This is a genomic window from Candidatus Wallbacteria bacterium, from assembly GCA_028687545.1.
GTDB lineage: Bacteria > Muiribacteriota > JAQTZZ01 > JAQTZZ01 > JAQTZZ01 > JAQTZZ01.
Window position 1 is genome coordinate 52,796 of record JAQTZZ010000009.1, and the last position, 26,814, is coordinate 79,609.

Genomic DNA, 26,814 nt, shown 5'->3' on the forward strand with positions numbered 1-26,814 from the left:
GCAGCGTGTCTACTCTCAGAATTTTGTTTATGGTATAATTTCCGAATGATCTATCAGAATCCCTCGCTGACAGTTGACGGTTTGATTTACGATTCCAGGCGGCTGTTGCTGATTAAAAGGAAAAACGAACCGTTTGCAGACTGCTGGGCCCTTCCTGGAGGATTCGTTGATTACGGTGAAACAGTGGAGCATGCCCTGCGCAGGGAAATGCTCGAAGAAACGTCTCTCAGGGTCAGCAATATATATCTGTTTGGGGTTTTTTCAGACCCGGATCGTGACCCCCGCAGCCATACTGCCAGTATTATCTATCTGATCCCGACCGATTCCCTTGCTCAAGCTAAGCCTGCAGATGACGCGAAGGAAACCTCTCTTTTTCCTTTCAAAGAACTGCCAGATCTGAAACTGGCCTTTGATCACAATAAAATAATCAGTGAGTTTGTAAAATTTTTATCTGATCCAGCGCTTTATCTAGCAGATAGACTACCATGTCCAGACGGTACCCGGCTTCGGAACGGATGTCTGTAATCGGTTCACAATCTGTCCGGATGATTTCTGCCGCCTGAGCACGCTCAGCTTGTCCGACAGTTGCACAGTTGTTGAGATAGTCCATTGTTTTCCTGGCCAGGACAGGAGTCTTGTAAACAGCACCGAGCGCGATCCTGAACAAAGTGTCATGCCGTACCGCCAGAGACACTTTGGCGATTGCCAGAGCTTTTCTCTGCCCCATTTTCAGAAACACTCCTGCACCGTTTGCAGCTGGAATGATTATCTTTTCTATATATTCGCCTCTCTGCAGTATGTTCAGACCCGGACCAGTAAAGAAAGCATTGAGTTCAATTTCACGCTTCCCGGCAATTCCATCTATGGAAAGCCTGGCTTCATTAACAAGGAGTGCTGGAATCGTATCCCCGGCCGGTGATGAATTGGCTACATTTCCAGCGAGTGTACCCTGATTCCTGATCTGAGGAGAACCTACAGCTAGACAGGCAGAAGCCAGTTCGGGATGATCCCTGCCGATCCGCAGGTCTCGCGCAACTTCTGAAAGCGTAACTGCACCACCGATCCGGAGCACAGATTCTTCTGAATCAATTCCCTGCAGAAATTCAAGATCATGAATATCGATCAGCGAAGAATCGAAAAATTTTCCCTCTTTCAGCTTCACCAGGATATCTGTTCCGCCATTGACAATCTGATAAGGGTCCAGCGTTTCCATCAGATGCAGAAGTTCTTTTCTGTCCCGTGGTTTGTAGATTCGATTTTTCAATGCTCGTCTCCAATTTCCAGAGCTGCACGGATCACTGCTTTGACTATTTTATCGTATCCTGTGCAGCGGCAGAGGTTTCCGGACAGGGCTGTCTTTATTTCCTGCTCTGTAGGATTCTTTTTTTCCATTAAAAGGGCATAGGCTGAGATCAGCATTCCTGGTGTGCAGAAGCCACATTGTACAGCTCCTTCACTTATGAAAGCCCTCTGCAGCGGATGTAACACTCCGTTTTTTTCCAGTCCCTCCACAGTGATGATTTCCTTTCCCTGAGCCTGTGTCGCAGGCACCAGACATGAATTTACCGCTCTTCCATCCAGGAGAACAGTACAGGCCCCGCATTCACCCTTGCCGCAGCCTTCTTTTGTGCCGACCAGGTTCAGTTTATCACGCAGAAGTTCAAGCAGGGTGGTACACTCGTCCCCTGCCAGTTTATATGACTTGCCATTGACTTTAAAACCGATTTTCATCAGATTTTTCCTCCTTGGTTTAATAATATCGCTAGGCTGCTTTTAAATCAATTCAACTCTAATCCAGGCTGCGCCTAAATCCGATAGTTCCATAGATGGCTAAACTGCTTTTTTTCTTTTTCTGCTTTTGCTATAGTCTCTCGGCTTATCCGATCAACCACCCTGACGAGAAAACCCAGTGCATTGAAAGCGAACATTTTAAGATTTTCTTTGGATCCGGAAAAATGAGGTTGGGAAATTATATCTGTAATCTGGCTGAAAACGCCTATCTGCGGGAAAAGGGTGTTTTTGGCATCGACCTCCCTGGAAAAACCCCAGTGGTGATTCAGAGCAATGATGAATTTTCCTATGGTGATGCAGACCCTTTCACCGATAAAATAGTGCTCAACGAATACTTCGGCGTCAATGAAGATTCCACGCTGCTCCCGCCTTATCAGGAACTGGTCGCTCACGAACTGGCACATATTTTTACCTTCAAGTACCTGTCAGGAAACATTAATCTTTACAAGAGAATGCTGTCTCTCGGCTTGATGCCTCTGTGGCTGATCGAAGGCCTGGCCCAGTATGTCGGGGAATCATGGAATTCATGTCAGGATTCTTATATGCGTTCCGTCTCCCTGGACAACAAATTCATGTCTCTGAGTGATCTGAATTCATTCTATTATTATGATCTTGAAAAAAGACATTGCGGCTATCTGGAAAGTTTTGCACTCGTCAAATTCATCTTTGAGCAGCTGATTCCGGATCAAGGCATTGCAGCTTTTCTCAAAGCCTATTCCAGAAATCCCTTCAGGCTGGAACAGGTCTTTAAATCTCTGACTGGAAAGGATGTATCGGCTGTGTATCAGGAATATCTCAGATTTTATCAGAAGAAGTACGAAAAGGACGCGGTTTACTCTCCCTCTCAATCCCGTTCGATCAAATCTTTCTCGTTCCCGGCTAAATACCAGCGTTACCCGCGTTTCTCTCCTGATGGAAAAACCCTGGCTCTGATCGCTGATCAGAAAAGGGAACTTCATCAACAGAACGACCTTTATTTCTGTGATCTTCTAACAAGTAAATACCGCAAAGTGCTTACAAACATAGACCCTTTTTATGACTTCTCTCCTGACGGGGAAACAATCGTTTACTCACATCTTTATTTTTCCGAGAAAGCCAGGCGCTATCTTTATGATGTCTTTCAGCTTGATATCAGTTCAGGAAAAAAAAGACGCCTCACCACTGATTTTTCCGCACGTTTTCCCTGCTATCTCTCTAATTGCTCAGTGGCCTTCATTCGATACAATCCGTTCGGAAACGGGGTTTACCAGCTGAATCTGAACAGCGGGGAGTGTAAAATGCTGTTTCCTGAGAATACCGGCTATTACTTCTATGCGCTGCGGGCCAGGGAGGGAAAACTCCTGGCCAGCGCCTTTGATGGTCATTCCCGCCAGGTGGTGCTTCTGGATCAGAAAGGAGGACTCTCCCCGCTGACTAATTTTCCAGACGACAACCGGATTCCGGTTGCTACTGAGAACGGTCTTTTCTTCCTCCATCGCACAGCAGGTGAGAAAAGCGTAATTTACGAGCTGGCTGAATCGCCTGTAACCGATAAGGAAACCACTGGTGTCTATTTTTCCCAAGGCGTGCTGTATCAAGTCGGAGATTTTTCAAGGGATATCCTGGATTTCGATCTGTCTGGCAACCTGCTCGCCGTGGCAACATACGAAAAATCATCTTATACCATCCGGGTCTGTGACACTTCCAATCTTTTTAAAAAGCAGATCGTCGCTCCTGTCTGCGGTACCACGGCAGTAGATCTTCGTGGCCTTGATTATCCAGTAAGAGGTTATGACAAAAAACTGAATCTGTCTGCTTTCACACCATGGGGTGAATATGATGATGAAGGCAGAGTAGGTCTGCTGACTTCAATGTCCGATTTCATCGGGTACAACAATTTCCTTGGTAAATTCTTCTACAATCTTGAAACAAAACGCTTTGGAGAAAAAATCGATTTCATTTCCCGGGATTATGCCTTCACCACCAATTTCTCTTATGAAAACAATGTCTACCAAAGCCATTACGGGGACAGCGAATATATTAAACGCAATGAAACACTTGATCTGCAGTTTGATTATCCCTTCAATCCCAAAGAAGTTGTGTTCTGGGGACTGGAAAACAAGAAGATCAGCTCCGTTGAACTGGATCCTCCTATTCTGCCGCCTCCGTTTCAAGGCAACATCAACCTGTTAAAGATCGGGTACAAGTTTTTTAAGCTCAGATCTTCCCCTGACTGGGACATCAATCCCCGGGATGGACGTTCTCTGCGTTTTGATTTCCGCAAAGCCGATCGATTGCTGGGTTCTGAAGTTGTTTACAACGAATATCGCGCTCAGTGGGAAGAATACCTGACCCTGCATCACAATCCCCAGTCTCTGTTCCTGCGCTCGGCATACGGGATCAAGGACAAAATCAGCACCCTCAATTCTCCCATTCTGTATGGAATCGGCGGGCTTGATACAGTGCGTGGTTTCGAGACAGATTACAAATTTGGAACCAGATATCTACTGCTCACAGGTGAATTCCGTTTTCCGCTTTACGCTCGAATAGTCCGTCCTAAAATTGGATATTTGTATCTGAATAAACTGTTCGGGGTTCTTTTCTATGATTCCGGCAACTGCTGGTATAGCGGCAGGCCTGACTGGTCTGACTTCCTCTCAAGCTGCGGAGCGGAATTCCGGCTGAAAAGTCTGGTCGTCGGAAAACTTCCGGTCATCACCAGGCTCGGATATGCTGTTCAGGAACGCAACGGATCAGGAAACAGCACATTCCTCAAGTTCGAGCTGCCGCTGTTTTGAAAGGCTCTTTCATTAACTGCAAACGACTCTCCAAGAAGTTAGTAGGTTTGCATGTTTATATGTTGGTATGGTTTTATGCTTTTTCCATCTCCCAACATACTAACTTACCGACTTCTCTCGATGAACAATGCTTTAAATGCAGCAATTACTAAAACTGCTATCTCCTGCGCCCCATGATCCGCAAAAGATGGAGAAAGATATTGATGAAATCCAGATAAAGCGCCAGGGCTCCGAGGATAGAGAGCTTATTACTCAGTTCAGGATCTGCTCCTGCCCACTGTTTGAATTTCTGCACATCCCAGGCAGTCAGACCGCAGAAAATCACGACTCCCGCGTATGAGATAATCCAGTAAAGACCTTCGCTCTGCAGAAACAGGTTGACAAGCGATGCGACGATCAAACCGATCAAACCCATGAACATCATGCTTCCCATTCCAGTCAGATCTGCCTTGGTGAGATGTCCATAAACTGCCATTGCGCCGAACATGGCCGCAGTGACAAAAAAAGTGGCTGCAATCGAACCGGCTGTATAAATGTAGAAAATCGGAGCAAGCGTGATGCCGTTGAGCGCGGAATATACCAGAAACAGAGCTGCTGCAGTACTATAGCTCAGCCTGGTGACAGCACCGGAAATCGCGAACACGATTCCCAGTTCTGCGATCATCAGGATCCAGACGAAATTCGAGAGCACCATTGTCTTCATCAGTTCCGGATTCGCTGCGACAAAGAACGAGACCAGGGCAGTAATCAGAAGGCCCAGAGACATCCAGTCATAAATTTTAGCCATAATTGACTGAATCCCCTGCCCTCGGGTTTCGTCGATTACTTGATATTCCGGAACATATGCAGATCCATATTTTCTGAATTCCATCGATTCCTCCTGTTGTTTTATATTTAAAAGCCCTTTACAAGTTCCTTCTAATTATATCTCCATGGAATTCTATGTCAAATCCCGATCTCTATCCTGCGGCTATCGCCGAAAAAACGGAAAATCACTTCATGGCAGGAAGTTATGAAAAGTTGTGAACCGGAAAATTGCGCTTTAAGAATGCCGGCTTTTTCTTCATCCAGGGATTCCAGAAATTCATCGATCAACAGGATCGGGTTTGTGCCAAGCTCTTTTTTAATATATTCGGCCTGCGCCAGTTTCAGCCAGAAAACAGCCAGCTTCGTTTCTCCGGATGAAGCAAAAAATCTCGTGTCACGCCCCTCATATATCAGACGGAAATCATCCAGTTGAGGCCCGATCAGAATCTTCTTTTTTTCACGCTCTTCCCTCTCCTTCTGCCGCCAGCAGTTTTCAAACCCGTCTGCAATCTGTTTCTGATCCACACTCTGCGGCTGTCCGGCTGTAGTTGCATACCCAAGCAGCAGCGGATAGCCTCTTTTACGCAGAATCCGATTCAGTTCATTAAGATAAGAAATGCGTTTTCTTACGATTGACGAACCAAGCCGCATCCATTCCGCCAGATAAATTCCGTCGTCTTTCTGCTGATACATAAGAAAACGCCTTGTTCTGCATACTTTATCATAATCGATCAGCATCTTCTCATACTCGGAATCTACTTCCTTCAGACTGCGGTCAAAAAAAAATCTCCGCAGCTTGGGCTCATTCCTGAATACTGCTTTGTCTTCCGGTAGAATCGTCAGTAACGGATACTTCCGCTGAAAATCGGATTTGATCACCCGTTTTCCGTTCCTGAAAAAGTTTTTTTCCCCTTTTTTCAGGTGCATTCCGATTTCTTCTGAAAATCCTTCCGGATTTGTAAATTCAAGCATTGTCTGGGAAGATCCGGCTCCGTTCTTTATCAAGGGCTGACTGTACTGATAAAAACTTCTTCCCTTGTAGATCGTTGCATAGACTGATTCCAGCAGATTTGTTTTACCTACACCATTAGGTCCGAATATCACATTTGTATTTTCAGAAATCTCGAACTCAGCCTTGTCGAAATTTCTGAAGCTTGTCAGCCTGATCCTGCGGAGAGCAGCCATTGAGAGCACCTTTTAGATAATCATTATTAGATTACAGACAAACACTTTTTCATACATAGGTATTTTCAGACTTATTCACATTTTCCACAGAGTTATCCACAGCCGCCTTCTGAAAATCACCCGTTGAACTGTTTAATGATGTTTTCCAGCTCCTTCTTGAACTCCAGGTCTGTTTTCAGCATTTCAGAAATCTTACTGCAGGCATGCATTACAGTGGTATGATCTCTTCCCCCGAATGATTTGCCAATTGCAGGCAGAGATTCATTGGTGAATTCTCGTGACAGGTACATGGCAATCTGTCGTGGAAACGAGATGTTCTGACTGCGGTTTTTTTCCTTCATGCCCGTCAGTTTGACACCAAAATAACTGGCAACTGCTCTCTGGATCTCCTCGATGCTGATCCTTTTCTGATTGGTAGTCACCATATCGCGCAGCACTTCATCCATCAGCTTGGTGGTGATCTTTATATTATTCATCGAAGCATAGGCGCAGACTCGGATAAAGGCTCCCTCGAGTTTCCGGATATTGGAAACAATTTTCTTGGCGAGGTGCACAACACATTCATCTTCTATCACTACACCTTTTTTCTCAGCCTCTCTCCTCAGAATGGCCTCTCTTAACTCCAGATCAGGCGTCTGGATATCAGCGATCAGGCCGGATTCGAATCTTGAAATCAGCCTCTCTTCAAGATTGCCAAGCTGGATCGGAGGGCGGTCTGAAGAAACGACGATCTGCTTTCCATGTTCGAAAAGATCATTGAAAGTATGAAAAAATTCTTCGATCGTCCCTTCCTTTTTTTCCAGGAATTGAATGTCATCAATCAACAGCAGATCGATCTGCCTGAATTTGTTTTTGAACTCATACTGTTTCTTTTCCATGAGCGACCTGATGAACTCATTGGTGAATTGTTCCGAAGAAACATAGACAATCCTGGGTTGAGGAGTTTTTTTTATCACTTCGCTCGCGATGGCTTTCATCAGATGTGTTTTACCCAGTCCGGCCCCTCCGTATAGAAAAAGAGGATTATAGGTTTTTCCTGGATTTTTAGCTACTGCAACGCAGGCTGCATCGGCAAATTCATTGCTCTTACCAGTCACAAAATTTTCGAATGTGTATTTCTGGCTAAAAGTACTGTCTTCTGAAGGTTTAAAATCAGGGACATTTTTTTCTTCTTCTTTAATTGTTTCGTCTATTTCTTCGTCATACTCTTCATTTACCCTGAAATCCAGATTATCGACATTAGCCCATTCAGGAATATCCCTGATGTAATCCAGAATCAGATCCTGATGCTTCTCCCTGATCCGCTTCAGGACAACATCATTAAACACACCGATCAAAATGGTGTTTCCCTTTTTTTCCAGGAACTTCATGTTGCGCAGGTAGCCTTCAAATGCAGCTGCACTTGTTATGTTTTTCAACTTTTCCAGTACCTGATCCCAGTTATTCATATAGCCCCCGCAGAAAATAAATAGTTTCCCACAAAATTATCCACAAGTTGATTCTCCTAACGATTTTAACAGAAGAGCTTCTTTTTTCAAAGCAAGTTGTCCACACAATCCACAGGTTTATCCACAAGCTGTTTGGTCTGGATTCTCCCCTTAGCTCTAATAGTTTTGACTGATTCGAACTGCTGGTTGTGGATAGAGGAGGATAAAGGTCTGTGGAAAAGACATTGTTTGTCATTCTATGCACCTGGCTCCACCAGTTATCCACAAGAAATCAACTTGTGCTTGTGCTCTGTATTGCATTCACCTGCAGTCTTAAAAGACAGGTTATCAACAGTTCCAACAACCCTTATTACTATTACTTCCTGTTAATTCCTGTATTTTATCCTTTTTCTTTCCGCTGTCCAGACTTTCCTTGACGACCTGTAACCTTGTGGGATAATATTTAAATGAAGGAAGCTCGTGCAGAATTTTCAAACAAATGAGAATTTTATCCACTTCCTGACCCTGGAGGAAAAGTGACTGCTGCGTTATTAACACTTGGAGTGCTGGGACTGCTGTTTGGCTTACTGCTTTCGCTTGCTTCTATTGCTTTCCATCAAAAAAAAAGTGACAGACAGGAAGCAATACTTAACTTACTTCCTGGATCCAATTGCGGGGGATGCGGTTTTGCGGGCTGTTCCGGTTATGCAGAAGCCTTGTCAATCAATGCAGCATCAGCAGGGTTATGTCTTCCAGGAGGAGAAAAGACGATTTCTCGGATTCAGTCTCTACTTGGACTTACAGGTGGAAAAGCTGCTGCCAGGAAGGCTTATGTATTCTGCTATGGGAGTAATGAATCTGCGAAAAAAGAATGTATCTATTCAGGAATTCCAGATTGCATGGCAGCAGACCTGATCTCTGGCGGAGAAAAAAGCTGTCAATCTGGCTGTCTTGGTTATGGGAACTGTGCCAAGGTCTGCCGATTCTCAGCAATTACGGTTTCCAGTGAAGGGCTGGCTGAGGTGAATCCTGAAAAATGCACTGGTTGTGGGAAATGTCTTCCAGTCTGTCCCAGACAATTGATTAAAATGGTTCCTGCTGGGAAAAAGGTATTTGTAGGCTGCAATTCACATGAAAAAGGAGCACAGGTAAAAAAAGTCTGCGATATAGGGTGCATAGGATGCAAAGTCTGTGAGAAAGTGTGCAAAGTACAGGCGATTAAAGTCTTTGATAATCTGGCTGTAATTGATTATGAAAAATGTACGGAATGCATGCTCTGCTGCGAAAAATGTCCGGTCGGAATGATCAAGGGAATTCCTAAAGTCAGGTCACAGGCCATTATCGGCAACGACTGTGTTGGTTGCGGATTGTGCATAGTTGAATGTCCGGTTAAAGCCTTGTCAGGGGAGAAGAAACGCAAACCGGCAGTAGACCCGACCCTCTGTACAGGATGTGGAATCTGTGTAGTCAAATGCCCTAAACAGGCCATTTCATTAAAGAGACAAGATGCCTAAGGAAGCTCTACATTATCGGCGTGGAGATGTGATCTGCCTTCTCTGCCCGCATGAATGCAGGTTGAAAAACGGACAGACCGGTAATTGCAAGGCAAGGACTGCCATCGACGGCAGACTATACTCTGATAATTACGGAAGTGTGACCGGAATCGGCATGGATCCGGTGGAAAAAAAACCGCTTTATCATTTTTATCCGGGATCCGAAATTCTTTCAATCGGCACTTTTGGCTGCAACCTTCATTGTTTTTTCTGTCAAAATTATTCTATTTCTCAAGCGGTAGCGCAAGCAAAGGAAATACAGCCTGAGGATCTTGCTGATCTATTGAGGGAATATGGCGGGATTGGAGTGGCATATACTTATTCGGAACCGCTGATCTGGTATGAATTTGTATCGGATTGCTGCAGGATAGTCAGGAAAAACGGCAAGAAAAACGTACTGGTAACGAACGGATTTATCAAGCCAGAACCTCTTGCCGAGCTGCTGCCGTCTATTGACGCAATGAATATTGACTTGAAAGCGTTCAGTGATGAATTCTATCGGAAGCACTGCGGCGGACAACTGGCGCCTGTGCTGGAAACCATTCGAATTTCAGCCAAGTCCTGTCATGTGGAGTTGACCAATCTGGTGGTCACGGACTTGAACGACAATGAAGAAGAATTCATGGAACTGGTTGAATTTGTGGCAGAGATTGACAGAGAGATTCCGCTGCACATTTCACGTTATCATCCCTCATATAACTGCTTGAATCCAGCAACCAGTCAGGTGACGCTGCAGCGGTTTTATCAGATTGCCAAAGAAAAACTTCAATTCGTTTATCTTGGCAATCTGATGGATAAGGAAGCCTCTTCCACTTTCTGTCCTGGCTGTGGTAAGATGGTTGTTGAAAGATTAGGCTATAATGTCAGAAACCGGTTGAAAGGGAGAAACTGCCCTTTCTGTGGAACCGGGGTCAAAGGAGAGTATTTTGGCTAACTCCTCCTTCGAATGGGAAGGCCACAGCAGGAAACCCAAGACTACCGACAGGATGATTGTTTATATCATCTGGTTTGTTACACTCGCCCTGATCGTGAGCGTGGGAGTGCTGATCAACAAAAAAATCGAAAAGAATGAGCAGGCAAAGCAGATACTGTTTTCGGCTCATTACAGGGAAGAAACTGTTAAAACACCCGAAAAAAAACAGGACAGACCGGATCTGAAAACCCCTGAAAAGACGGTTGCTGAGAAAACCGAAGACTTCGGGGATTTAAAAAAGCCCTATTCTCTAAGAATCCTGGAAAGCTTTGACAGCTTCCGCCATGCAAATCAGAGAGCGCTGGAGTTTGAATCAAAAAACTTCATTGTGCAGATAGTGCCCGATGAATCAAAGTATTTCCTGGAACTGGAATCATTCAAAGAAGAAAAGGATGTGCTGGCTTTGAAGGAAACGCTGCAGACTGGTAATATACAGAGTAAAATTGTTTCAAGGAGCACGAATGGATTGAATCCCCAGCGTGACCTGGAGGATGAAATTATAAAGCTCAAGGAAAACTTGAAAACAGAAAAAACTGCGGAAGTTGCTGCACAGGCTGATGTCAAAACCACAGAAGAGTTGAAAACCACAAAGGAAGTGGTTTTGGCGGGTGAATCTTCCAGGCCAGGAAAAACTTCCGAAGCGGTTGTAGGGAAGCCAGCCAGAGAAATGACAGCCGAAAAGAAAGAAACTGCCTTGGAAAAGGTGGCTTCTCCGTCTAAATCCGCAGATAAGATAGGTTCAGACAATGAGAAGGCTATAGAAAAGAGCGTGAAGCACACTGAGACTTTAGAGAGCTCCATTCTAGCGAAAACCGTGGAAACTTTTGTCAACAGCGTGCTGATTGATAAACCGACGGCAGCTGAAACTCCAGTGAGCGGATACACACTTCAGGCTGGGGCATATTCTGATAAGATCGGTGCAGAGAAGCTGAGAGATTTTTTAAATGGCAGAGAAGGACAGAACGCCTTTATCCAGGTTCGTGGCAGACTTTTCAAGGTCTGTCTGGGTCAGTTCATGAGTTATGATCAAGCTAAAACCTTTTCTCAGAAGCTGGATTCGATCAGTTTCGAAGGCTCTTTGCTAGGATTCTTTGTGCTGAAGATCAGTCAACCCTGAAGATTTTTTTCTTGATATTTAACTTAAATCATGTAAAATCAGTTCAAAAAATCATTGATTTGGAGGAAGTATGACCAAAGACAAGAAGGAAATCGGCAAAGAATACAAGCCCACCAGCAACTACATGATTGACGATGTGATTTTTCATCCTGTGTTCAATGAATCCGGCGTAGTGGTGGAGGCCGGAATGACCACTGACGGAATCAAGAAGATTACAGTTGATTTTCCTAAAGTCGGAAAAAAAAGGCTTGTTTACGGAAAACAGGATAAATAGCTGAATCTCAAAGAATGGATATTATCCGGGAGCTGAAAAAGCGCATCCTGATCGGGGATGGCGCCATGGGGACCGTATTGCAAAAATACGGACTTCTTAATGGACAGGCCCCTGAATTATTGAATTTGCAGCGTCCGGATGAGATTGAGGGGATTCACCTTCGTTATTTAAAATCCGGCGCAGATCTGATTGAAACAAACACATTTGGAGCTAATTCCGCCAAACTTGCCGGCTATGGACTGTCGGACAGAGTTCGCGAATTAAACTTGGCGGGAGCCAAACTGGCAAGAGCTGCCGCTGGAACCAAGGCTTTTGTAGCAGGCTCAGTCGGTCCAACCGGGTTGATGGTGAACAGCAATCCGGCGATTCTCGATGAAATTTCAGGTATTTACAGGGAACAGATCAGGGCTTTGTGCGAAGGCGGGATAGACCTGATTCTTTTTGAAACATTCAGCGACTTGTCGGAACTTAAAGCCGCAGTAGTTTCCGCCCTGGAGTTCGTTAAAATCCCTGTTTTCGCTCAGATGACTTTCGACAGGGACGGGAGGACCTTGACCGGAACGGATCCATCGACTTTCGCCTCCACCATGGAAACACTGGGTGTTTCAGGAATCGGAATTAATTGCTCAGTAGGTTCAGGGGACATGATTCGGATTATCGAAGAAATCTCAGATAATACCCGTCTGTTTATCTCTGTCTTCCCGAATGCCGGAATTCCATCTGTCAGGGAGGGAAAGACGATTTATCCCGAATCTCCGGCGACATTTGTAGAAAACGCACTGGTTTTTGTAAAAAAAGGCGCGAATCTGATCGGCGGATGCTGTGGAACAGACGAATCACATATCAGGGAGTTGAGTCTTAGACTGAAGGATAAACTGCCAAAGTCTCGAAACAGCAATGTTTGCAGTTCGGTTTGCAGTATTTCCAAAACATACCGCTTCGGTTCTTTTGGGTTACCACCACTTCTGATCGGGGAGCGGCTGAATCCCACCGGTAAAAAGAAACTGGCTCTGGATATCGGCAATCGGGTTTTTTTCAGATTGAGACAGGATGCTGTAAAACAGGAGCGGGAAAAAGCCCAGGTGCTCGATCTGAATGTCTCTGTTCCTGGAACAGATGAACTGACTTCGATGAAAGAAGCTGTCAGGATTGTACAGACCACCAGCAAGTGCGCTCTCTGCGTGGATTCCCCAAATCACCAGGTGCTTTCAGCGGTGCTGCCTTATCTGACAGGCAGGGCGATCGTGAATTCAATTAATGGAGATCAGGATGTACTGGAGCTGATACTCCCGCTTTTGAAAAAATGGGGATGCATGGCAATCGCCCTGTTGCTTGACAAGCAGGGTATTCCTGAAACCGCCGGCAAGAGAGTTAAGATAGCGGAACGGATTCTTAAAACAGCAGAGAGATACGGGCTTGATCAAAGGCATTTTCTGTTTGATCCGCTGGCTTTGACGATAGGAGTAAACCGGAGTTCAGCTCAGACCGCCTTGGAGTCCCTCAGAATTTTAAAAAATTTAGGTGTGTTTACCAGTCTTGGAGTCAGCAATGTTTCGCACGGACTTCCCGGTAGGTCTGGATTGAACGCAGCTTTTTTATCTCAGGCCATTGACTGTGGTGTTTCCGCTGTGATCATCAATCCGGGTGATTCCGAAGTCATGAAGGCATACTGGTCGGCATCCGCTCTTTCCGGCCGGGATGAAGGATTTCTGAATTTATTCCGGAGTGTTGAAATCCCCATGGATGGAGTGAATAGAGGAAAGTTGCATCTGGAGAAACCCGAAGAAAGAAATCTCGAGGAAGAACTTGCCGAAGCAGTGGTCAATGGAGCAACCAAGACCGCGAATGATCTGGTGGAATTTCTAAGCCGCGAGAAAAAACCGCTGGAAATTTTGAATCAGATACTGATGCCGGCAATGACCCGGGTGGGAAAGCTATTTGAGGAAAAAGAATTCTATTTGCCTCAACTGATCGCGGCTGCAGAAACAATGTGTTCCTGCACCGGATTTATTGCCAAACTGATAGCTGAGGATGGAGTTCAGCAGGTCGAAAAAAAGATCTTACTTGCCACAGTAGAAGGTGACATCCACGATATTGGCAAGAACATCGTGTCAGCGTTGCTTCGGAGTAACGGATTTACCGTAATAGACCTGGGGAAGGACGTAAAAAAGGAAATCATTTTGGAGCGGTTACAAAGGGATCAGCAGATCCGGGTGCTTGGATTGTCCGCACTGATGACAACCACTATGGTTAAAATGAAGGAAGTCATTGAGCTCGTAAAGAGGGAAATTCCGGCAGGATCAGTCAAGATCGTGGTGGGAGGAGCAGTGCTGACTCCGGAATACGCGAGTGAAATTGGAGCTGATTACTGTGCTTTGGACGCCCTCCATGGAGTGAAACTGATCAAGGAGATTTTTGAATGATTATAACCCGTCCGAAAGATTGCTCGGAAATCATCGTTCATATTGAAGGCAAAAAACTGGCATTGATCGGTTGTGATGTCTGCGCTAAGCTTTGCCATACTGGCGGAGAAGAAGAAGTCAAAGGTTATGCGGAATTTTATGCGGGACTCGGGTATCAGATCGTGACCTGCGCACAGGTGGAGGGTGTCTGCAACGAACTTCTGACTGGTAAATTCGTCAGAAGCAACAAGCTGCTTGGTCAGGCTGAAACGATTCTGCTGGCTTCCTGCGGCAATGGAGTCCAGGTTTTGAAGGATTTCCTGCCAGGAAAAAATGTGCTTCCGATTCTGGACACGCTTTTCCTGGGTTCCTTGAAAAACCACCATCTGTTTCAGGAACGTTGTTCATTGTGTGGGAACTGCATTCTCGGCCGGACCGAAGGAATCTGCCCCCTTACGCAATGTGCCAAGTTCATCCTGAATGGCCCCTGCGGTGGTTCCATGAACGGCAAATGCGAAGTCGACCCTGGAAAAGACTGCGCCTGGTACCAGATATATGAACGCATGAAAAATCGGGGAAAAGAGCATCTTCTGGAAGGAATTTTTCTGCCCACAAACCATTCTGAAGAGCTGATCCCTAGAAAGTTGAATACTAGAAAATGAATGAGAGCAGACTGGAACAGAAATTACGGAACAGAGAATTTCCAATTACTGCTGAACTTTTTTCAATTAGAGGGACAGATGTTTCCACGATTATGAAAAAAGCGGAGCTCCTGCGGGATTATGCCGATGCTTTCAATATTACAGACAATCACAGAGCCACGATGAGGGTCTGCCCTCTGGCTGTCTGCTCTAAACTGGTCCAGACTGGCCTGGAGCCAGTCTTTCAGATCACATGCCGCGACCGGAATCGCCTGGCTCTCCAGAGCGACACACTCGGCGCTTATCTGATGGGTATCAGGAATATTTTTGCTGTCACAGGAGACCATTTATCAGTGGGAGATTACCCGATGGCTTTTCCGGTGTTTGATCTGGATTCAGTCCAGTTTCTGAGGAATCTGACAGAATTGGAGCGGGGCAGGGACTCGGCAGGGAAAAAGCTGAGAGGGGCACCCAAATTTTTCAAAGGGGCAGCGGTAAATATGACAGCAACCCCTGAGTGGATACATCTGGCGAAGCTCAGAAAAAAAATCGTGGCAGGTGCGCAGTTTTTTCAGTCGCAGCTGATATTTTCTCCTGAGCTTGCACTGAGCATGCTTGAAAAAGTCAAAGGTCAGGCTTATTTCATTGCCGGGATCACGATCCTGAAAGACTTGACATTCACCAGATTTTTAAAGGAGAAAGTTCCTGGAATTTATATCCCGGATGAAATGATCAGACATCAGGAAAAGGCCGGAGACGAACTGAAAGCTGGTTTGGAAATCGCAGTCAGCGTAATCAGGGAACTCAGGGATCATTTTGACGGCTTGCATGTGATGGCACTCGGCCTTGAAGAATACATCCCTGAAATCCTGAAAAAATCAGGGGTTCGATGAGAACAGTAACGATTCGCTGATCATTTTCCCTTTTTAAGCAGTGATCTGCTTTTTTCCAGGGAAAGATTTTGGAGTATCTCAGCCGCCTTCTTATCTTTCATTTTCGAAATAACATCTGAGAGAAGTATGGGATCAAGGGTCTCCAGTATTTTAGCTGCTGAAGCAGACTCCATTTTTTCAAAGATCTTTGTCATCCGCAACACTTTGTTCTGATAGTCCAGCAGAGATTGTTCAGATTCGGAAAGGGCTTTTCTTTTCGCATCGATTTTGATTTCCTGTGACCTGAGTTCCTGCTCTTTGCAGTTGATTTCAACTTCCCTGGATGTCAGATTTCCCTGGTTTTTTTTGAATTGTTCCTCCAGAGCCAGCAATTGATTTTTTTTGAGCTCAATCTCCTGTTCCTGCAGCTTAAGTTTTGAAATTTTTTCATCAAACAGCTGCTGCTGCTCATGCATAATTTCTTTGAGCTGGTCCGGGTCTGACAGGGAGAGCAGGGTAAGATTTTTCAGGTATCTTTCCACAGTGTGATTTTTTTTTACGGAATCCGGAAGGAATTGATGCAGGTTGATAAATCCCGTGGAATCGAAGAAAAGTCCGAGAACTCCCAGCAGCGCAATAAAAATGAGCAGCAGGAGCAGTGTAGTAAAAGGACTCTGGAAACGGCGGGATACCTTTGTTATGACGCGCCTCCTTCTAAGTTATCGTCAATATCGAATGGATCGTCCACACGCATCCGGAAAAACGGTGTATCCGCAAGTGATCAATCATTGCGCAGGAATCTTTGCGTTCCCTGCTCATCCAGGGTTTTCTGCTCAGTACGGCCGCGCGATTTTTCGAATTCCCGCAGTTTCTTATCCCGTAAATTTTCCATGATTTTCAAGTCTCTCATTGCCTGCATGAATTTAGTTCTGACATTTCCGATCTGCAGTTCAAGATTCTGCAGTTCGAGCTCTGCCGCTTCTTTCGCCCCCTTCAGGGACAAAAGGCGCTCCTGCCTGTCGCGGATGTCGCTGATCGTCATCCGGTCCACTTTTTTCAGATCTGAAAGAGAAGAGAAAACCAGTGAATTGAGAGATTCGATTTTCAAAATGAGGGTGGCTTTCTGTGAGAGTAATCTGGCCATTTCCGTCTTGATTTCGTCGGATTTAGCCTGCCTCAGTTTCAAAATATTGTCCGGTTTGAATTTGAATTTATTCATTTTTAATCAAACATTCCCACCAGCTGTTCGAGAGTTTCGTCATAATCACACTTCTCAAAGATCCCCTGGATCAGGAATTTATTGAATCTGTCCTTCATCGCTACAGCCTGGTCTATTTCGGCGTTTGATCCTTTGACGTATTCGCCGATATTGATCAGATCTTCCGCTTCACTGTATGTGGCGAGCAGGGCTTTCAACCTGTTTGCAGCCTTGAGATGGGATTCATTGACTACCTCTATCATCAAGCGGGATAGGCTCTGCAGAATATCGATTGCCGGATAGTGATTGAGTGAGGCGAGTCTTCTGGATAAAACAAGATGGCCATCCAGGATCCCTCTGACGGTATCTGCAACCGGTTCGTCCAAGTCATCCCCTTCAACCAGTATCGTGTAAAGACCTGTGATGCTGCCCTTTTCCGAGGTCCCTGCGCGTTCCATCAGGCGCGGCATCAAGGCGAATACTGAAGGTGTATAGCCTCTGGTGGCTGGAGGTTCGCCGACGGCCTGGCCGACTTCACGCTGCGACATTGCAAATCTGGTTACTGAATCCATCATCAGCATTACATCCAGGCCCTGGTCACGGAAGTATTCAGCCAGTGTGGTGGCAACAAAAGCAGCCTTGATTCTGCATAAAGCCGGCTGCTCGGAAGTGGCGACAACCAGCACCGAGCGTTTCAGCCCTTCTTCGCCAAGATCGCGTTCAATGAATTCACGCACTTCCCTGCCTCGTTCACCGATCAGGCCGATGACATTGATGTCGGCCTTGGTGTTGCGGGCAATCATTCCCAGGAGTGTGCTCTTTCCCACGCCGGAAGCTGAAAATATTCCGATTCTCTGGCCTTTACCCAGGGTACAGAGCCCGTCAATGGCTCTGATGCCGACACTGAGTGAATCCTTGATGCGAGTGCGCTTTAGAGGGTCAGGGGGTTGATTGTATATTTCGTAATACTTAGCGTCTTTGAGAGGTGGCTTGCCGTCGATTGGAAATCCAAGTCCGTTCAGGATTCTTCCTCTGAGCTGGTTGGATACAGCTATCTTCAAAGGCCCCCCCGTGGCGGCAACCCTTGCGCCGGACCCGATCCCGCCCAATTCTCCCAGAGGCATCAGCAGAACTTTGTTATCACTGAAACCTACCACTTCGGCCCTGATGAACTCCTGGCTGTCTTTAGGGAAAATGCAGCACAGATCTCCTACAGAAACCTGGGGTCCCAGTGATTCGATTCTAAGGCCGATGACTTTAGTGACCCGGCCATTCTGGATGATCGGATTAAAATTAGTCAGAACCTGGTCAAAAGGGGCCAGAATTTCTGTCTGATAAGGGTCAGAAGTCACAGTTCCTCCCTGGCGGGAGCAATGTCCTTGTCTAGAGCCTTGTAGATTGTTTTCTGCAGTTCGTGGAACTGACCTTCGATGGTGGCGTCGATTGAACCATAATCGGTTTCCACTATGCAGCCACCGCTTTTGAGATTCGGCTCCTTGAGGTATTTGATGTTCAGGATGCCTTTGACTATTTTTCTCAGTTTCTCCGAGTGATTCAGGATCAGATCGTAATCTTCTTCCGAAAGTATGACGGTAATGTTTTCCTTTGAGTTTGTTTTTGCCAACGCTGCTGAAATGTTACTGATGATGATCTCTGGCTGCAATTTCAGCTCGATTTTGATAATCCGGCGGACATAGCTTGTGATCAGTCTGCAGAGATCGTCTTTGAGACTAAAGATGATCTGATCTCTGGAATTGTTGATGGATTCCAGAAGCTTACCCGCTTCTTCAATCAGGGCTGCGGTTTTGGCTATTCCTTCTTGGTAGCCTTCTTCCTGTCCTTTTAAAAGTCCATCAGCATAAGCTTTTTTTTGGGCTTCATCAGAGGACTGTTTAATGAGTATGGTGGATTCTTCGCTGGCTTTTTTCCGGAGAGCATCGCTGTTTTTCAGCTGCTCTTCCGCAAACTGTCTGGCTTTAGTCACAATCTCCCGGGCTTCTCTTTCCGACTTTTCCTTAAGCAGAGAGCTTTCGGAACGGAGCTTTTCAAGTTGCCTCTCGGCTTCTTCCAGCTGCCGGTGGAGGTGATTGAGCTTCTCTTCTTCGCTGAACATTGGCCTGGCCAGTGAGCCGGAACCAACCAGAATCCTCTGGTTTATGATGTTGTCCAGCTTGATTACCTTAGGTGCCAATCAACCTCCTCAGGATACCAGTTCTTCTTCGCTGCCGCGGGCAATGATGATTTCGCCGGTTTCTTCCAGGCTGCGGATTACATTTACGATTTTCTGCTGTGCTTCCTCTACATCCCGGACACGCACAGGACCCATATATTCCATGTCTTCCTGCAGCATCGCGGTAGCGCGCTTCGACATGTTGTTCCGAAACTTTTCCAGCACGTCATCATTCGTTCCTTTTAGTGCCACGGCAAGTTCTCGCATGTCGATCTCGCGCAGGACTCTCTGAATGCCGCGGTCGTCTATGGAAACGACATCTTCGAAGACGAACATGCGCTTCTTGATTTCCTCCGCCAGTTCAGGGTCCTGCACTTCGAGGGCTTCGATGATGGTGTTTTCTGTGCCGCGGTCGACTTTGTTGAGAATCTCCACAGTGGAATCGATACCGCCCACACTGGTGTAATCTTCCGGCAGTATGGAGGAAAGTTTCTTTTCCAGCAGGCGTTCAACTTCGCGGATGACCTCAGGAGAAGTGCGGTCCATAACAGCCAGTCTTTTGGTCACATCCGCCTGTACTTCTTCGGGCAGGGAAGCAAGAACAACTGCGGCTTTCTCCGGTTGCAGATAAGCCAGGATCAGCGCGATTACCTGAGGATGCTCGTTCTGGATAAAATTGATCAGCTGGGATGGCTCAGTGGCGCGCACAATTTCAAAGGGGCGGACAGGGAAACTGGAAGTCAGCTTGCTGAGGATTTCAGCAGCCTTTTTAGAGCCGAGAGCTTTTTCCAGCACGTCTCTGGCATAGGAGATACCTCCTGAAGACAGATATTTCTGAGCTTTCAGCATAGAATTGAATTCTTCGATCACCTGGTTTGTAGTTTCTGAATTGACGGTCTGCATTCTGGCAATTTCAAGAGTGAGCATCTCGATTTCATCGTCGCTCAACTGCTTGAAAATGTCCGATGAAACATCAGGACCCAAAAAAATCAGCAGGACTGCAGCCTTCTGGCGGCCGGTAAGTTCAAGTTTTTTTCCTTTGACCATAATTTATTGTGACTCCTCCATGATCCAGAGCCTGAGTAAATTAGCCATGTCTTTAGGATTTTTTCGAGCCCGTTCGCGGATGTCTTCTTCAGTCTGTTTCCGCGTGCGCTCTTCGTTGGACAGGGTATCTTCGAGAATATCTTCGATTACAATATTTTCATCGTCATCGGCTTCGGAGAGGATTTCTTTTTCTTTTCTCTTACGGATCAGCCATAACAAAAGGAATATAGTGACCGAGATCAGCAACACTGATACCAGGATTTCGATGGTAATCAACAGCTTTTTCTTCTGGTTTGATTCCCAGTTTTTGAAGGTTTCATTCATAAGTTCCTTAGAGAAAGTCATTTGGGTGAACTGGATGCTGTCTCTGTTTTCAACAAAACCGACAGCGTTTTTAACATTGTTGGTGAGGGCGGCGAGATTTTTTTCGTCCAGCGAGACGTCAGCAATCACTGAAATTGACAGGTGTTTGATGGTACCGGGAGCATGCACTTCCCTCTTTTCGGTCTTGTTATAATCATAGTTGCTGACTGTGCGGTTACGGTTGTAGTCCAAGTTTTCCCCGTTCACCACTTTATTTACAGCCGGATTGCCTTTTATTCCAGGAGCTCCTGGTACTGCACTTCCTTTATACTGTTCTTTCTCGGTTTCCTCGGAGGTCTTGACCCCGGTGTCTTCACCGGCAATCGGGGGAGCCAGTTCAGTACTGGTGGTTTCCCGTTTGTTGAAATCCAGTTCCACCACCACCCTGACCACAGCTTTTCCCGGTCCCAGTACTTGCTCCAGCATGCTCTGGGCTTTGGCTTCAAGCTCTTTTTCAGTTTGCTTCTGAAGCTTCATGGCTACAGTGGTCCTGCCTTCGTCCGTCTCTTCATATACAACTGAATCGGAAATGATCCGTCCCAGCATGTCAATGACCTTGACGTTCTGCGGTTTCAATCCTTCGACTGCGTAGGCCACCAGATTCTGGATTCCCTTCACCTGGTCCGGCTTGATGTCTTCAGTGAACGGTTTGAATTTAAGCACCACAGAGGCTGTAGGCTGCTGCTGGTCTTCTTTGAACAATCGCTGCTCGGGAACTACGATCAGGACCCGAACCTGATCCACTATGTCGATTTCGCTGATCGTACGTTCCAGTTCTCCTTGAAGGCCGCGGAGAAAATTGAGACGCTCTTTCTCCCGGGTTTCTGTCCAGATACCGGATTCCTGAAAGATTTCCTTATAACCTGAGGAAACTTCGGGAAGGGAATTGCTGTTGGCAAGTTCGATCCGGATCCTGGCTTTATCTTTGATCGGAACATAGATCATTCCGGTGGTTTCGTCCACTTTGTAGCGATATGACGGCAGTTCTTTCAGTTTTGCGATCACTTTACCTGCGGACTTGGCATCCAGTTTATCGAAGAGAGGGGTCCACTCTGTTTTGAAAGACCAGGCCAGCAACAAGGAAAAGGTTACTGTAATCAGTGCGAAAATCGCAATCAGGAACAGGCGCTGCTCTTTTTTTAATTTCAAAAAATGATCACGGATCTGTTTCCAAAACTCCAGCATGAACTCTTACCCTCTCTATTGTCGGGATTTATTATCCCTGTCCTAATCTATAATTCGCCAAAGATAATCACCTTAAACGGACATGCTCTCTAAGGTTTGATAGGCTTCCAGCAGTTTGTCCCGGACTTCGACCGTGAGATCCAGCACGATCCTGGATTTTTCCGCGTCCAGCATCATTTCATGGGCTTTTTCAAGTTCGCCGGACAGAGAAAGTTTTTCTTTCTGCTCTGTGGTTTTCTGAAGAAAATCCACTTTGTTCAGGGAAGCAGAAAAAATTTCACCAAAACTGGTAGGTGGATGTTGGTTAGCTGTCTGGCGCGACTTTTCGGGTACGATCTCTTTGGGCTGCAAGTCCCAGGCGTTGATGGTTATCACCCTGTCACCTCGTAAAGTCACGCCCGCTTGAATTTCTTAAACCGTCAGCCAAAATTCCTATTTATTATATCCTCAGCAGTATGAATAGTAAAAAGCTTCCCAATACCTCATGACCAATTTTTTCACGATCTGCAGTGATTTAAGGATTGGCAGAAAAATCGGGTCGAACGAGCGAAAGCCTGGAAAACATCACGACATCAGTCTCTCAAGATATGCTTTGGTATCGATTTCTTCTTCTGTGGCATGGCCAGCCAGAAAATTCTGAATCCTGGAATCTTTGCTGTCCCTAAGCTCTTCCGGTCTTCCGGTGACCAGAATTTCTCCCTTGAAAAGCAGGGTGATCCTGTCAGCAATCTTGAAGGCGGATTTGAGATCATGAGTCACAACGACCATGGTGGTCTTGAAGGCTCTGGAAATCTTCAGGATCAGGTTGTCAATGCCGTCGGCCACGATCGGGTCTAAGCCGGAAGACGGCTCGTCGAAGAAAAGAATTTTAGGATCCATCGCCATGGCTCTCGCCAGACCTGCCCTTTTTCTCATGCCTCCGGAAAGTTCACCAGGCATCAGCTCTTCGAAACCGGCCAGGCCAACTGATTCCAGTTTCATTTTGGTCATGATCTGGATTACTTTCTCGTTCAATGCCGTATGTTCTTTCAGCGGCAAAGCCACATTTTCTCCGACCGAGATTGAATTGAAGAGAGCGCCACTCTGGAACAACACGCCCATTTTAAGTCGTACTTTGTCTATTTCCTCTTCCGGAAGCTTTGCGATGTCTGTGCCGTCGACCACGATCTGTCCTTCTGCAGGACGCAGTAAGCCTATGATGTGTCGCAGGAGGGTGGTTTTACCGCAGCCGCTGGCCCCCAGGATCACCATCCTCTCTCCTTCCAAAATCTCCAGATTGATTTCCGAGAGAATTTTCCGTTCTCCGTAATAGGTGGACAGATTTCGGATGCGGATCATCGGATTCATTTTCTGGCGCTCCTCAAAAGGCGAAGTAAAACAGGGCAGTAAAGAAACAGTCCGCAGCGATGATCAGGAAGATGGATGCTACCACGGAATTGGTAGTATTGCGGCCGACACCGGCAGCGCCATTTTCCACGGTAAAACCTTGAAAACAGCCGACGAATACAATTATCAACGCGAAAAAGAAGCTTTTGATCAGTCCTGTGATGATATCCTTGAACACCAGGGCGTTTATCACTCTGTCCCAGTAGATTGCAGAAGAAATTCCCAGGTTGTAATAGGAAATGAAGAATCCACCCAGGATTCCCATGATGTTCCCAAAAATGGTGAGGCAGGGAAGCATCACGATCATCCCCAGCAGGCGGGGTGAGACCAGGAACCGGATCGGATTGAGTGCCATGCTGCGCAGGGCATCGATTTCCTCGGAAACCTTCATAGTACCGATCTCGGCAGCGTACGATGCCCCGATTCTGCCTGCCACTATAATAGCCGTGATCAGTGGTCCCAGTTCCCTGGTGATGGATACTGAGACTAAATCTCCGACCCGCTGGACTATCCCGTATTTTTTCAATTGATAGGCTGTCTGCATTGCCAGAATCATGCCGATGAAAGTGGAAATTGTAAGTACGATCGGTGTTGAATCCAGGCCGACATTTATCATTTGCGAAACCGTGTCAGTGGCAGAAGGCTTCTTCTTGCCGGATAAAGGAGCAAGAAAAGTGTGGTAAAAGCCATCCCTGATGAAACAGTAAAATTCGTTCACTTTTCCCAGTAAAGAAAAGAAGACAGATCCGATTTTACCGGGCCATTTGACTAGAAGAGTGTTCAAAGACAGTTTGCGCTTCCAGCAGGAGTCATCATGAGGTTCTCGCTTTCATTTTTCAGGGGGAGCTTTGGAAATTTCGTCGAATTTCTGATCTTCGTAAATCGTGAAGACTTTTTCCAGCCGGGCCAGGCTGAATACATCTCTCACTTTAGCGGTGAGATGGACCAGGGAGAATTTTTTGGAAAGTTTTCCCGATACCTGCAGGCCTTCGACAAGAGTGGCAATTCCTGAACTGTCTATGTAATTCACTTCACCCAGGTCGATGATGATTTCCCGGAAACTCTTGCTCTTGAGCTGTGACTGTATTTCTTCCCTCAATTCCGGTGAAGAATAGAGGTCGACTGTCCCCTGCACCTTAATCAACAGTTTGTCGTTCAGATTTTTCAAGATGATTTCCATGTTTCCTCAAATGCCTTTAAATGTATTTTGTCATCAGAAGTTCAGTCCCTGTGTCCAGGGGGTTGAAATTTACTTCGTCCATGATCTGGTAAATGAAATTCAACCCCAAGCCTCCAGGTGAGACATCGTTCAGATCTTTCAATTTCAACTTTGCGGTATCGACGGGTACTCCAAAATCCCTGATCTGAAATTCAATTTTATGTTTCAGCGCAGTCAGGGTGAGTTCAATCGGCATCATGCTCCGATTCTGGTAACTGTATTTTATTATATTGCTGATGGCCTCGTCAACAGCAAGTACAATTCTCGCGACAGTCATTTCAGGCAGTCCGTTTCTCCTCAAAAAATTTTCGATGGTTGCCCGCAGGTCCCTGACAGTGGTTGCTGAAGATACGATGTTGAGTTTGCAGAAATCCGGTTTCAAACAGTTGGAAAGAGCGAACAGTGTCACATCATCGTGAAAATGTTCGGACTGGCAGAAAATCAACAACTCTGAATAAATCTTCTCTACCATCTCCTGGGATGTGAAGTTCCGCTTCGGCAGTAACGAGCAAAGCTTCCGCAGGCCAAATTCTTTGCCTTTCCGGTTTCTGGCTTCAGTCACACCATCCGAAAACATCAGGATCATGTCTCCCTTTTCAAACTCGATTTTTTCGCTGTGGAAAAGAGTGTCAGGCAGTATCCCGAGCGGGATATTCTGTTGTGTTGAGAGCAGTTCCCAGCGGTGTTTTTTTGACTGAAAATATCCCAAGGGAAGATGTCCGCAGTTCATGAACTGGATCTGCCTTTTTTCCAGATCAATGAATCCTGCCACCAGAGTTGTGAACATGCCGCGCTGGCTTGTCTGGTGGATTTCGTTATTCAGGCAGCTCACAAAATCCGATAATTCCTGATATCTGTAAACCAGATAGCGGATTTTCGAAACAAGGTTTGCCATGAAGATTGCGGCAGGTATGCCTTTGCCTGAGATGTCGCCGAAGATGAAGAATTGTTTTTTCTGGTTGACGTGAAAAATGTCGAAGAAGTCTCCGCTGACGTTGAAGGCACCTTTTTTCATGATCCCGACATCGCATTCTTCGCAGAGATTATCCTCGATCCTGGGCAGGAAGCTGTTCTGGATCAGTTGCGCCAGGTTCAGTTCCTGTTCGATCAACTGCACTTTGAGAGTTTCATTGTGCAGTTTGGCGTTTTCCAGGGCTATCGCCGCCTGATTGGCGAAAGTACTGAAGACTTCGACATCTTCTTCAGTGAAACCGCCTTTTTTTTTGTTCAGAACCTGGGCTACTCCAATCAGCCTTTTCTGGTATACCAGGGGAACACAGGCGACAGAGCGGGTTATAAAGCCGGTTTCCCGGTCTACGTTGGAAAAAAATCGGCTGTCTTTGCTGGTGTCGGATACCACAAGTGGTTTCCGGTTTTCTCCGACCCACCCGGCAATCCCCTGACCCAGCTCGATCGTGATTTTTCCCTTTATTTTGTGGCTGACCCGGCCATAGGCGATTTCAGCGTTCAGCTTCCCTGAGACCTCGTCATATAGGAAAAGAGTTGCCGCTTCAGCCATCATGACCTTTTTTGCCGACCGCATGATGATGTTCAGGATTTTGTCCAGGTCCAGAGTGGAATTCAGAAGGGCGCTGATCCTGATCAGGCTGGAAAGGCGTTTAATTTTTTGATTGAGCTCTGAGATTTTGCAGGTGTTTTTCGTGGCCATAATTTTTTATGTAGTTTTCAACGCTCATTACACAGCGGAAACCGATATCTATATTTTTCAGGTCCGGCTTGCCGCATTTTCTGCTTGAACAGAAGGTTTCCAGGTGACCATAGAGAAAAGAACCTCCCCGGATTACGTAATAGTTCCGGCCATACTTGCGGTTGAATACCCCATTGCCGGGATATTTGAGGTAAAAACTCCCGGTCCATTCGCAGGCATTGCCTCCCATATCATAAACACCATAAGGGCTGATGTCCTTTTTAAACATTTCCACAGGCACCAGTCCGTTGTAACCCGGAACAATCAGGGATTTGGTATGGGCTGACTGAAAATCAGGCTCATCTCCCCAGGGGAAAATTCTGCCGAATGAGCCGCGAGCTGCCTTTTCCCATTCTTCCTCCGTGGGCAGGCGCTTGCCGGCCCATTTGGCGTATTCGCTGGCATCGTACCAGGTAATGTTGGTCACAGGCATGCCCGCTTCCTGATCCCTGTAATAATGATTCGGTTCAAAAGCCTTGTATTCAGCACGGGTCACTTCATACCTGTCGATATAGTAGGAAGCTAGATAAACTTCGCGCTGCGGGGTGCAGTTGGCGGTCCAGGTGATGTCCCCTCCATTCTGGATTAAAAATGAGGCCTTAGCATCAGAAAGGCCCTGCTTGAAGTTTCCTTCAGGGATGTAGATCATCCTTGATTCAGCGTACAGGGAAACAGCCAGGGACAGGCAGAAAAAAAGGATAATCTTCATATCACCTCCG

General features: G+C 46.2%; 26 protein-coding genes. 9 read left to right on the plus strand and 17 right to left on the minus strand.

Going from position 1 to position 26,814, the window contains the following annotated elements; translation table 11 throughout:
* Nucleotides 1-45 precede the first annotated feature (45 nt).
* Entirely contained in the window at nucleotides 46-525 is a 480-nt protein-coding gene (locus PHW04_06280; GenBank protein MDD2715485.1) for an NUDIX hydrolase, read from the plus strand.
* Here PHW04_06280 and PHW04_06285 read toward each other — a convergent pair.
* Both PHW04_06285 and PHW04_06290 read right to left on the minus strand, forming a co-directional pair.
* Complete coding sequence (locus PHW04_06285) at nucleotides 428-1,264, minus strand: FAD binding domain-containing protein (protein ID MDD2715486.1); 837 nt, start codon at nucleotides 1,262-1,264, stop codon at nucleotides 428-430. The two genes, PHW04_06280 and PHW04_06285, sit on opposite strands and share 98 nt — an antisense overlap.
* Nucleotides 1,261-1,731, minus strand: a complete 471-nt coding sequence (locus PHW04_06290; protein MDD2715487.1) for a (2Fe-2S)-binding protein — start codon at nucleotides 1,729-1,731, stop codon at nucleotides 1,261-1,263. The genes PHW04_06285 and PHW04_06290 overlap by 4 nt, the downstream gene beginning before the upstream one ends.
* Before the next feature lie 95 nt (nucleotides 1,732-1,826).
* On the opposite strand from PHW04_06290, the gene PHW04_06295 reads away from it, so the two are divergent.
* Nucleotides 1,827-4,568: a BamA/TamA family outer membrane protein gene (locus tag PHW04_06295; protein MDD2715488.1), complete on the plus strand. Its 2,742-nt coding sequence runs from the start codon at nucleotides 1,827-1,829 to the stop codon at nucleotides 4,566-4,568.
* Nucleotides 4,569-4,725: 157 nt separating this feature from the next.
* Here the strand turns inward: PHW04_06295 and PHW04_06300 are convergent, their stop codons facing one another.
* The 3 genes from PHW04_06300 to dnaA form a co-directional block, all read right to left on the minus strand.
* Nucleotides 4,726-5,355, minus strand: a complete 630-nt coding sequence (locus PHW04_06300; protein MDD2715489.1) for a Bax inhibitor-1/YccA family protein — start codon at nucleotides 5,353-5,355, stop codon at nucleotides 4,726-4,728.
* Between the two features lie 158 nt (nucleotides 5,356-5,513).
* Entirely contained in the window at nucleotides 5,514-6,560 is a 1,047-nt protein-coding gene (gene recF, locus PHW04_06305; GenBank protein ID MDD2715490.1) for a DNA replication and repair protein RecF, read from the minus strand.
* Nucleotides 6,561-6,676: 116 nt separating this feature from the next.
* Nucleotides 6,677-8,008: a chromosomal replication initiator protein DnaA gene (dnaA, locus tag PHW04_06310; protein MDD2715491.1), complete on the minus strand. Its 1,332-nt coding sequence runs from the start codon at nucleotides 8,006-8,008 to the stop codon at nucleotides 6,677-6,679.
* 515 nt (nucleotides 8,009-8,523) lie between these two features.
* Between dnaA and PHW04_06315 the strand changes: the two genes are divergently transcribed.
* From PHW04_06315 to PHW04_06345, 7 genes are all read left to right on the plus strand, one after another.
* Nucleotides 8,524-9,501 carry an RnfABCDGE type electron transport complex subunit B gene (locus tag PHW04_06315; protein MDD2715492.1) on the plus strand — a complete coding sequence of 326 codons (978 nt, stop codon included), beginning with the start codon at nucleotides 8,524-8,526 and terminating at the stop codon, nucleotides 9,499-9,501.
* Nucleotides 9,494-10,474: an AmmeMemoRadiSam system radical SAM enzyme gene (amrS, locus tag PHW04_06320; protein MDD2715493.1), complete on the plus strand. Its 981-nt coding sequence runs from the start codon at nucleotides 9,494-9,496 to the stop codon at nucleotides 10,472-10,474. The genes PHW04_06315 and amrS overlap by 8 nt, the downstream gene beginning before the upstream one ends.
* Nucleotides 10,467-11,630, plus strand: a complete 1,164-nt coding sequence (locus PHW04_06325) for an SPOR domain-containing protein (protein ID MDD2715494.1) — start codon at nucleotides 10,467-10,469, stop codon at nucleotides 11,628-11,630. The genes amrS and PHW04_06325 overlap by 8 nt, the downstream gene beginning before the upstream one ends.
* Before the next feature lie 70 nt (nucleotides 11,631-11,700).
* A complete protein-coding gene (locus PHW04_06330) occupies nucleotides 11,701-11,904 on the plus strand; it encodes a hypothetical protein (protein ID MDD2715495.1) in 204 nt (67 codons plus the stop codon).
* Between the two features lie 14 nt (nucleotides 11,905-11,918).
* Complete coding sequence (locus PHW04_06335) at nucleotides 11,919-14,327, plus strand: homocysteine S-methyltransferase family protein (protein MDD2715496.1); 2,409 nt, start codon at nucleotides 11,919-11,921, stop codon at nucleotides 14,325-14,327.
* A complete protein-coding gene (locus PHW04_06340) occupies nucleotides 14,324-14,968 on the plus strand; it encodes a methylenetetrahydrofolate reductase C-terminal domain-containing protein (GenBank protein ID MDD2715497.1) in 645 nt (214 codons plus the stop codon). Before PHW04_06335 ends, PHW04_06340 begins: the two co-directional genes overlap by 4 nt.
* On the plus strand, nucleotides 14,965-15,840 hold the full coding sequence (locus PHW04_06345) for a methylenetetrahydrofolate reductase (protein ID MDD2715498.1): 876 nt from the start codon (nucleotides 14,965-14,967) through the stop codon (nucleotides 15,838-15,840). The genes PHW04_06340 and PHW04_06345 overlap by 4 nt, the downstream gene beginning before the upstream one ends.
* Nucleotides 15,841-15,860: 20 nt before the next feature.
* Here PHW04_06345 and PHW04_06350 read toward each other — a convergent pair whose 3' ends face one another.
* The 12 genes from PHW04_06350 to PHW04_06405 all read right to left on the minus strand — a co-directional run bounded on the left by PHW04_06350 (nucleotide 15,861) and on the right by PHW04_06405 (nucleotide 26,804).
* Nucleotides 15,861-16,361, minus strand: a complete 501-nt coding sequence (locus PHW04_06350) for a hypothetical protein (protein MDD2715499.1) — start codon at nucleotides 16,359-16,361, stop codon at nucleotides 15,861-15,863.
* Between the two features lie 239 nt (nucleotides 16,362-16,600).
* A complete protein-coding gene (fliJ, locus tag PHW04_06355) occupies nucleotides 16,601-17,038 on the minus strand; it encodes a flagellar export protein FliJ (GenBank protein MDD2715500.1) in 438 nt (145 codons plus the stop codon).
* Between the two features lie 2 nt (nucleotides 17,039-17,040).
* Entirely contained in the window at nucleotides 17,041-18,342 is a 1,302-nt protein-coding gene (gene fliI / locus PHW04_06360) for a flagellar protein export ATPase FliI (GenBank protein MDD2715501.1), read from the minus strand.
* A 23-nt stretch (nucleotides 18,343-18,365) separates the two neighbouring features.
* Nucleotides 18,366-19,208 (minus strand): FliH/SctL family protein, encoded by an 843-nt coding sequence (locus PHW04_06365; GenBank protein MDD2715502.1) that lies wholly within the window; start codon nucleotides 19,206-19,208, stop codon nucleotides 18,366-18,368.
* 9 nt (nucleotides 19,209-19,217) lie between these two features.
* On the minus strand, nucleotides 19,218-20,234 hold the full coding sequence (gene fliG / locus PHW04_06370; GenBank protein MDD2715503.1) for a flagellar motor switch protein FliG: 1,017 nt from the start codon (nucleotides 20,232-20,234) through the stop codon (nucleotides 19,218-19,220).
* 3 nt (nucleotides 20,235-20,237) lie between these two features.
* Nucleotides 20,238-21,782 (minus strand): flagellar basal-body MS-ring/collar protein FliF, encoded by a 1,545-nt coding sequence (fliF, locus tag PHW04_06375; protein ID MDD2715504.1) that lies wholly within the window; start codon nucleotides 21,780-21,782, stop codon nucleotides 20,238-20,240.
* A gap of 72 nt (nucleotides 21,783-21,854) precedes the next feature.
* Nucleotides 21,855-22,178, minus strand: coding sequence for a flagellar hook-basal body complex protein FliE (locus PHW04_06380; GenBank protein MDD2715505.1), 324 nt, complete (start codon nucleotides 22,176-22,178; stop codon nucleotides 21,855-21,857).
* 168 nt (nucleotides 22,179-22,346) lie between these two features.
* A complete protein-coding gene (locus PHW04_06385) occupies nucleotides 22,347-23,129 on the minus strand; it encodes an ABC transporter ATP-binding protein (GenBank protein MDD2715506.1) in 783 nt (260 codons plus the stop codon).
* A gap of 13 nt (nucleotides 23,130-23,142) precedes the next feature.
* Complete coding sequence (locus PHW04_06390) at nucleotides 23,143-23,952, minus strand: ABC transporter permease (GenBank protein ID MDD2715507.1); 810 nt, start codon at nucleotides 23,950-23,952, stop codon at nucleotides 23,143-23,145.
* A gap of 45 nt (nucleotides 23,953-23,997) precedes the next feature.
* Complete coding sequence (locus tag PHW04_06395) at nucleotides 23,998-24,348, minus strand: STAS domain-containing protein (protein ID MDD2715508.1); 351 nt, start codon at nucleotides 24,346-24,348, stop codon at nucleotides 23,998-24,000.
* A gap of 16 nt (nucleotides 24,349-24,364) precedes the next feature.
* A complete protein-coding gene (locus PHW04_06400; protein MDD2715509.1) occupies nucleotides 24,365-26,056 on the minus strand; it encodes a SpoIIE family protein phosphatase in 1,692 nt (563 codons plus the stop codon).
* Nucleotides 26,007-26,804, minus strand: coding sequence for an SUMF1/EgtB/PvdO family nonheme iron enzyme (locus tag PHW04_06405; protein ID MDD2715510.1), 798 nt, complete (start codon nucleotides 26,802-26,804; stop codon nucleotides 26,007-26,009). Before PHW04_06405 ends, PHW04_06400 begins: the two co-directional genes overlap by 50 nt.
* Between the last annotated feature and the right edge of the window lie 10 nt (nucleotides 26,805-26,814).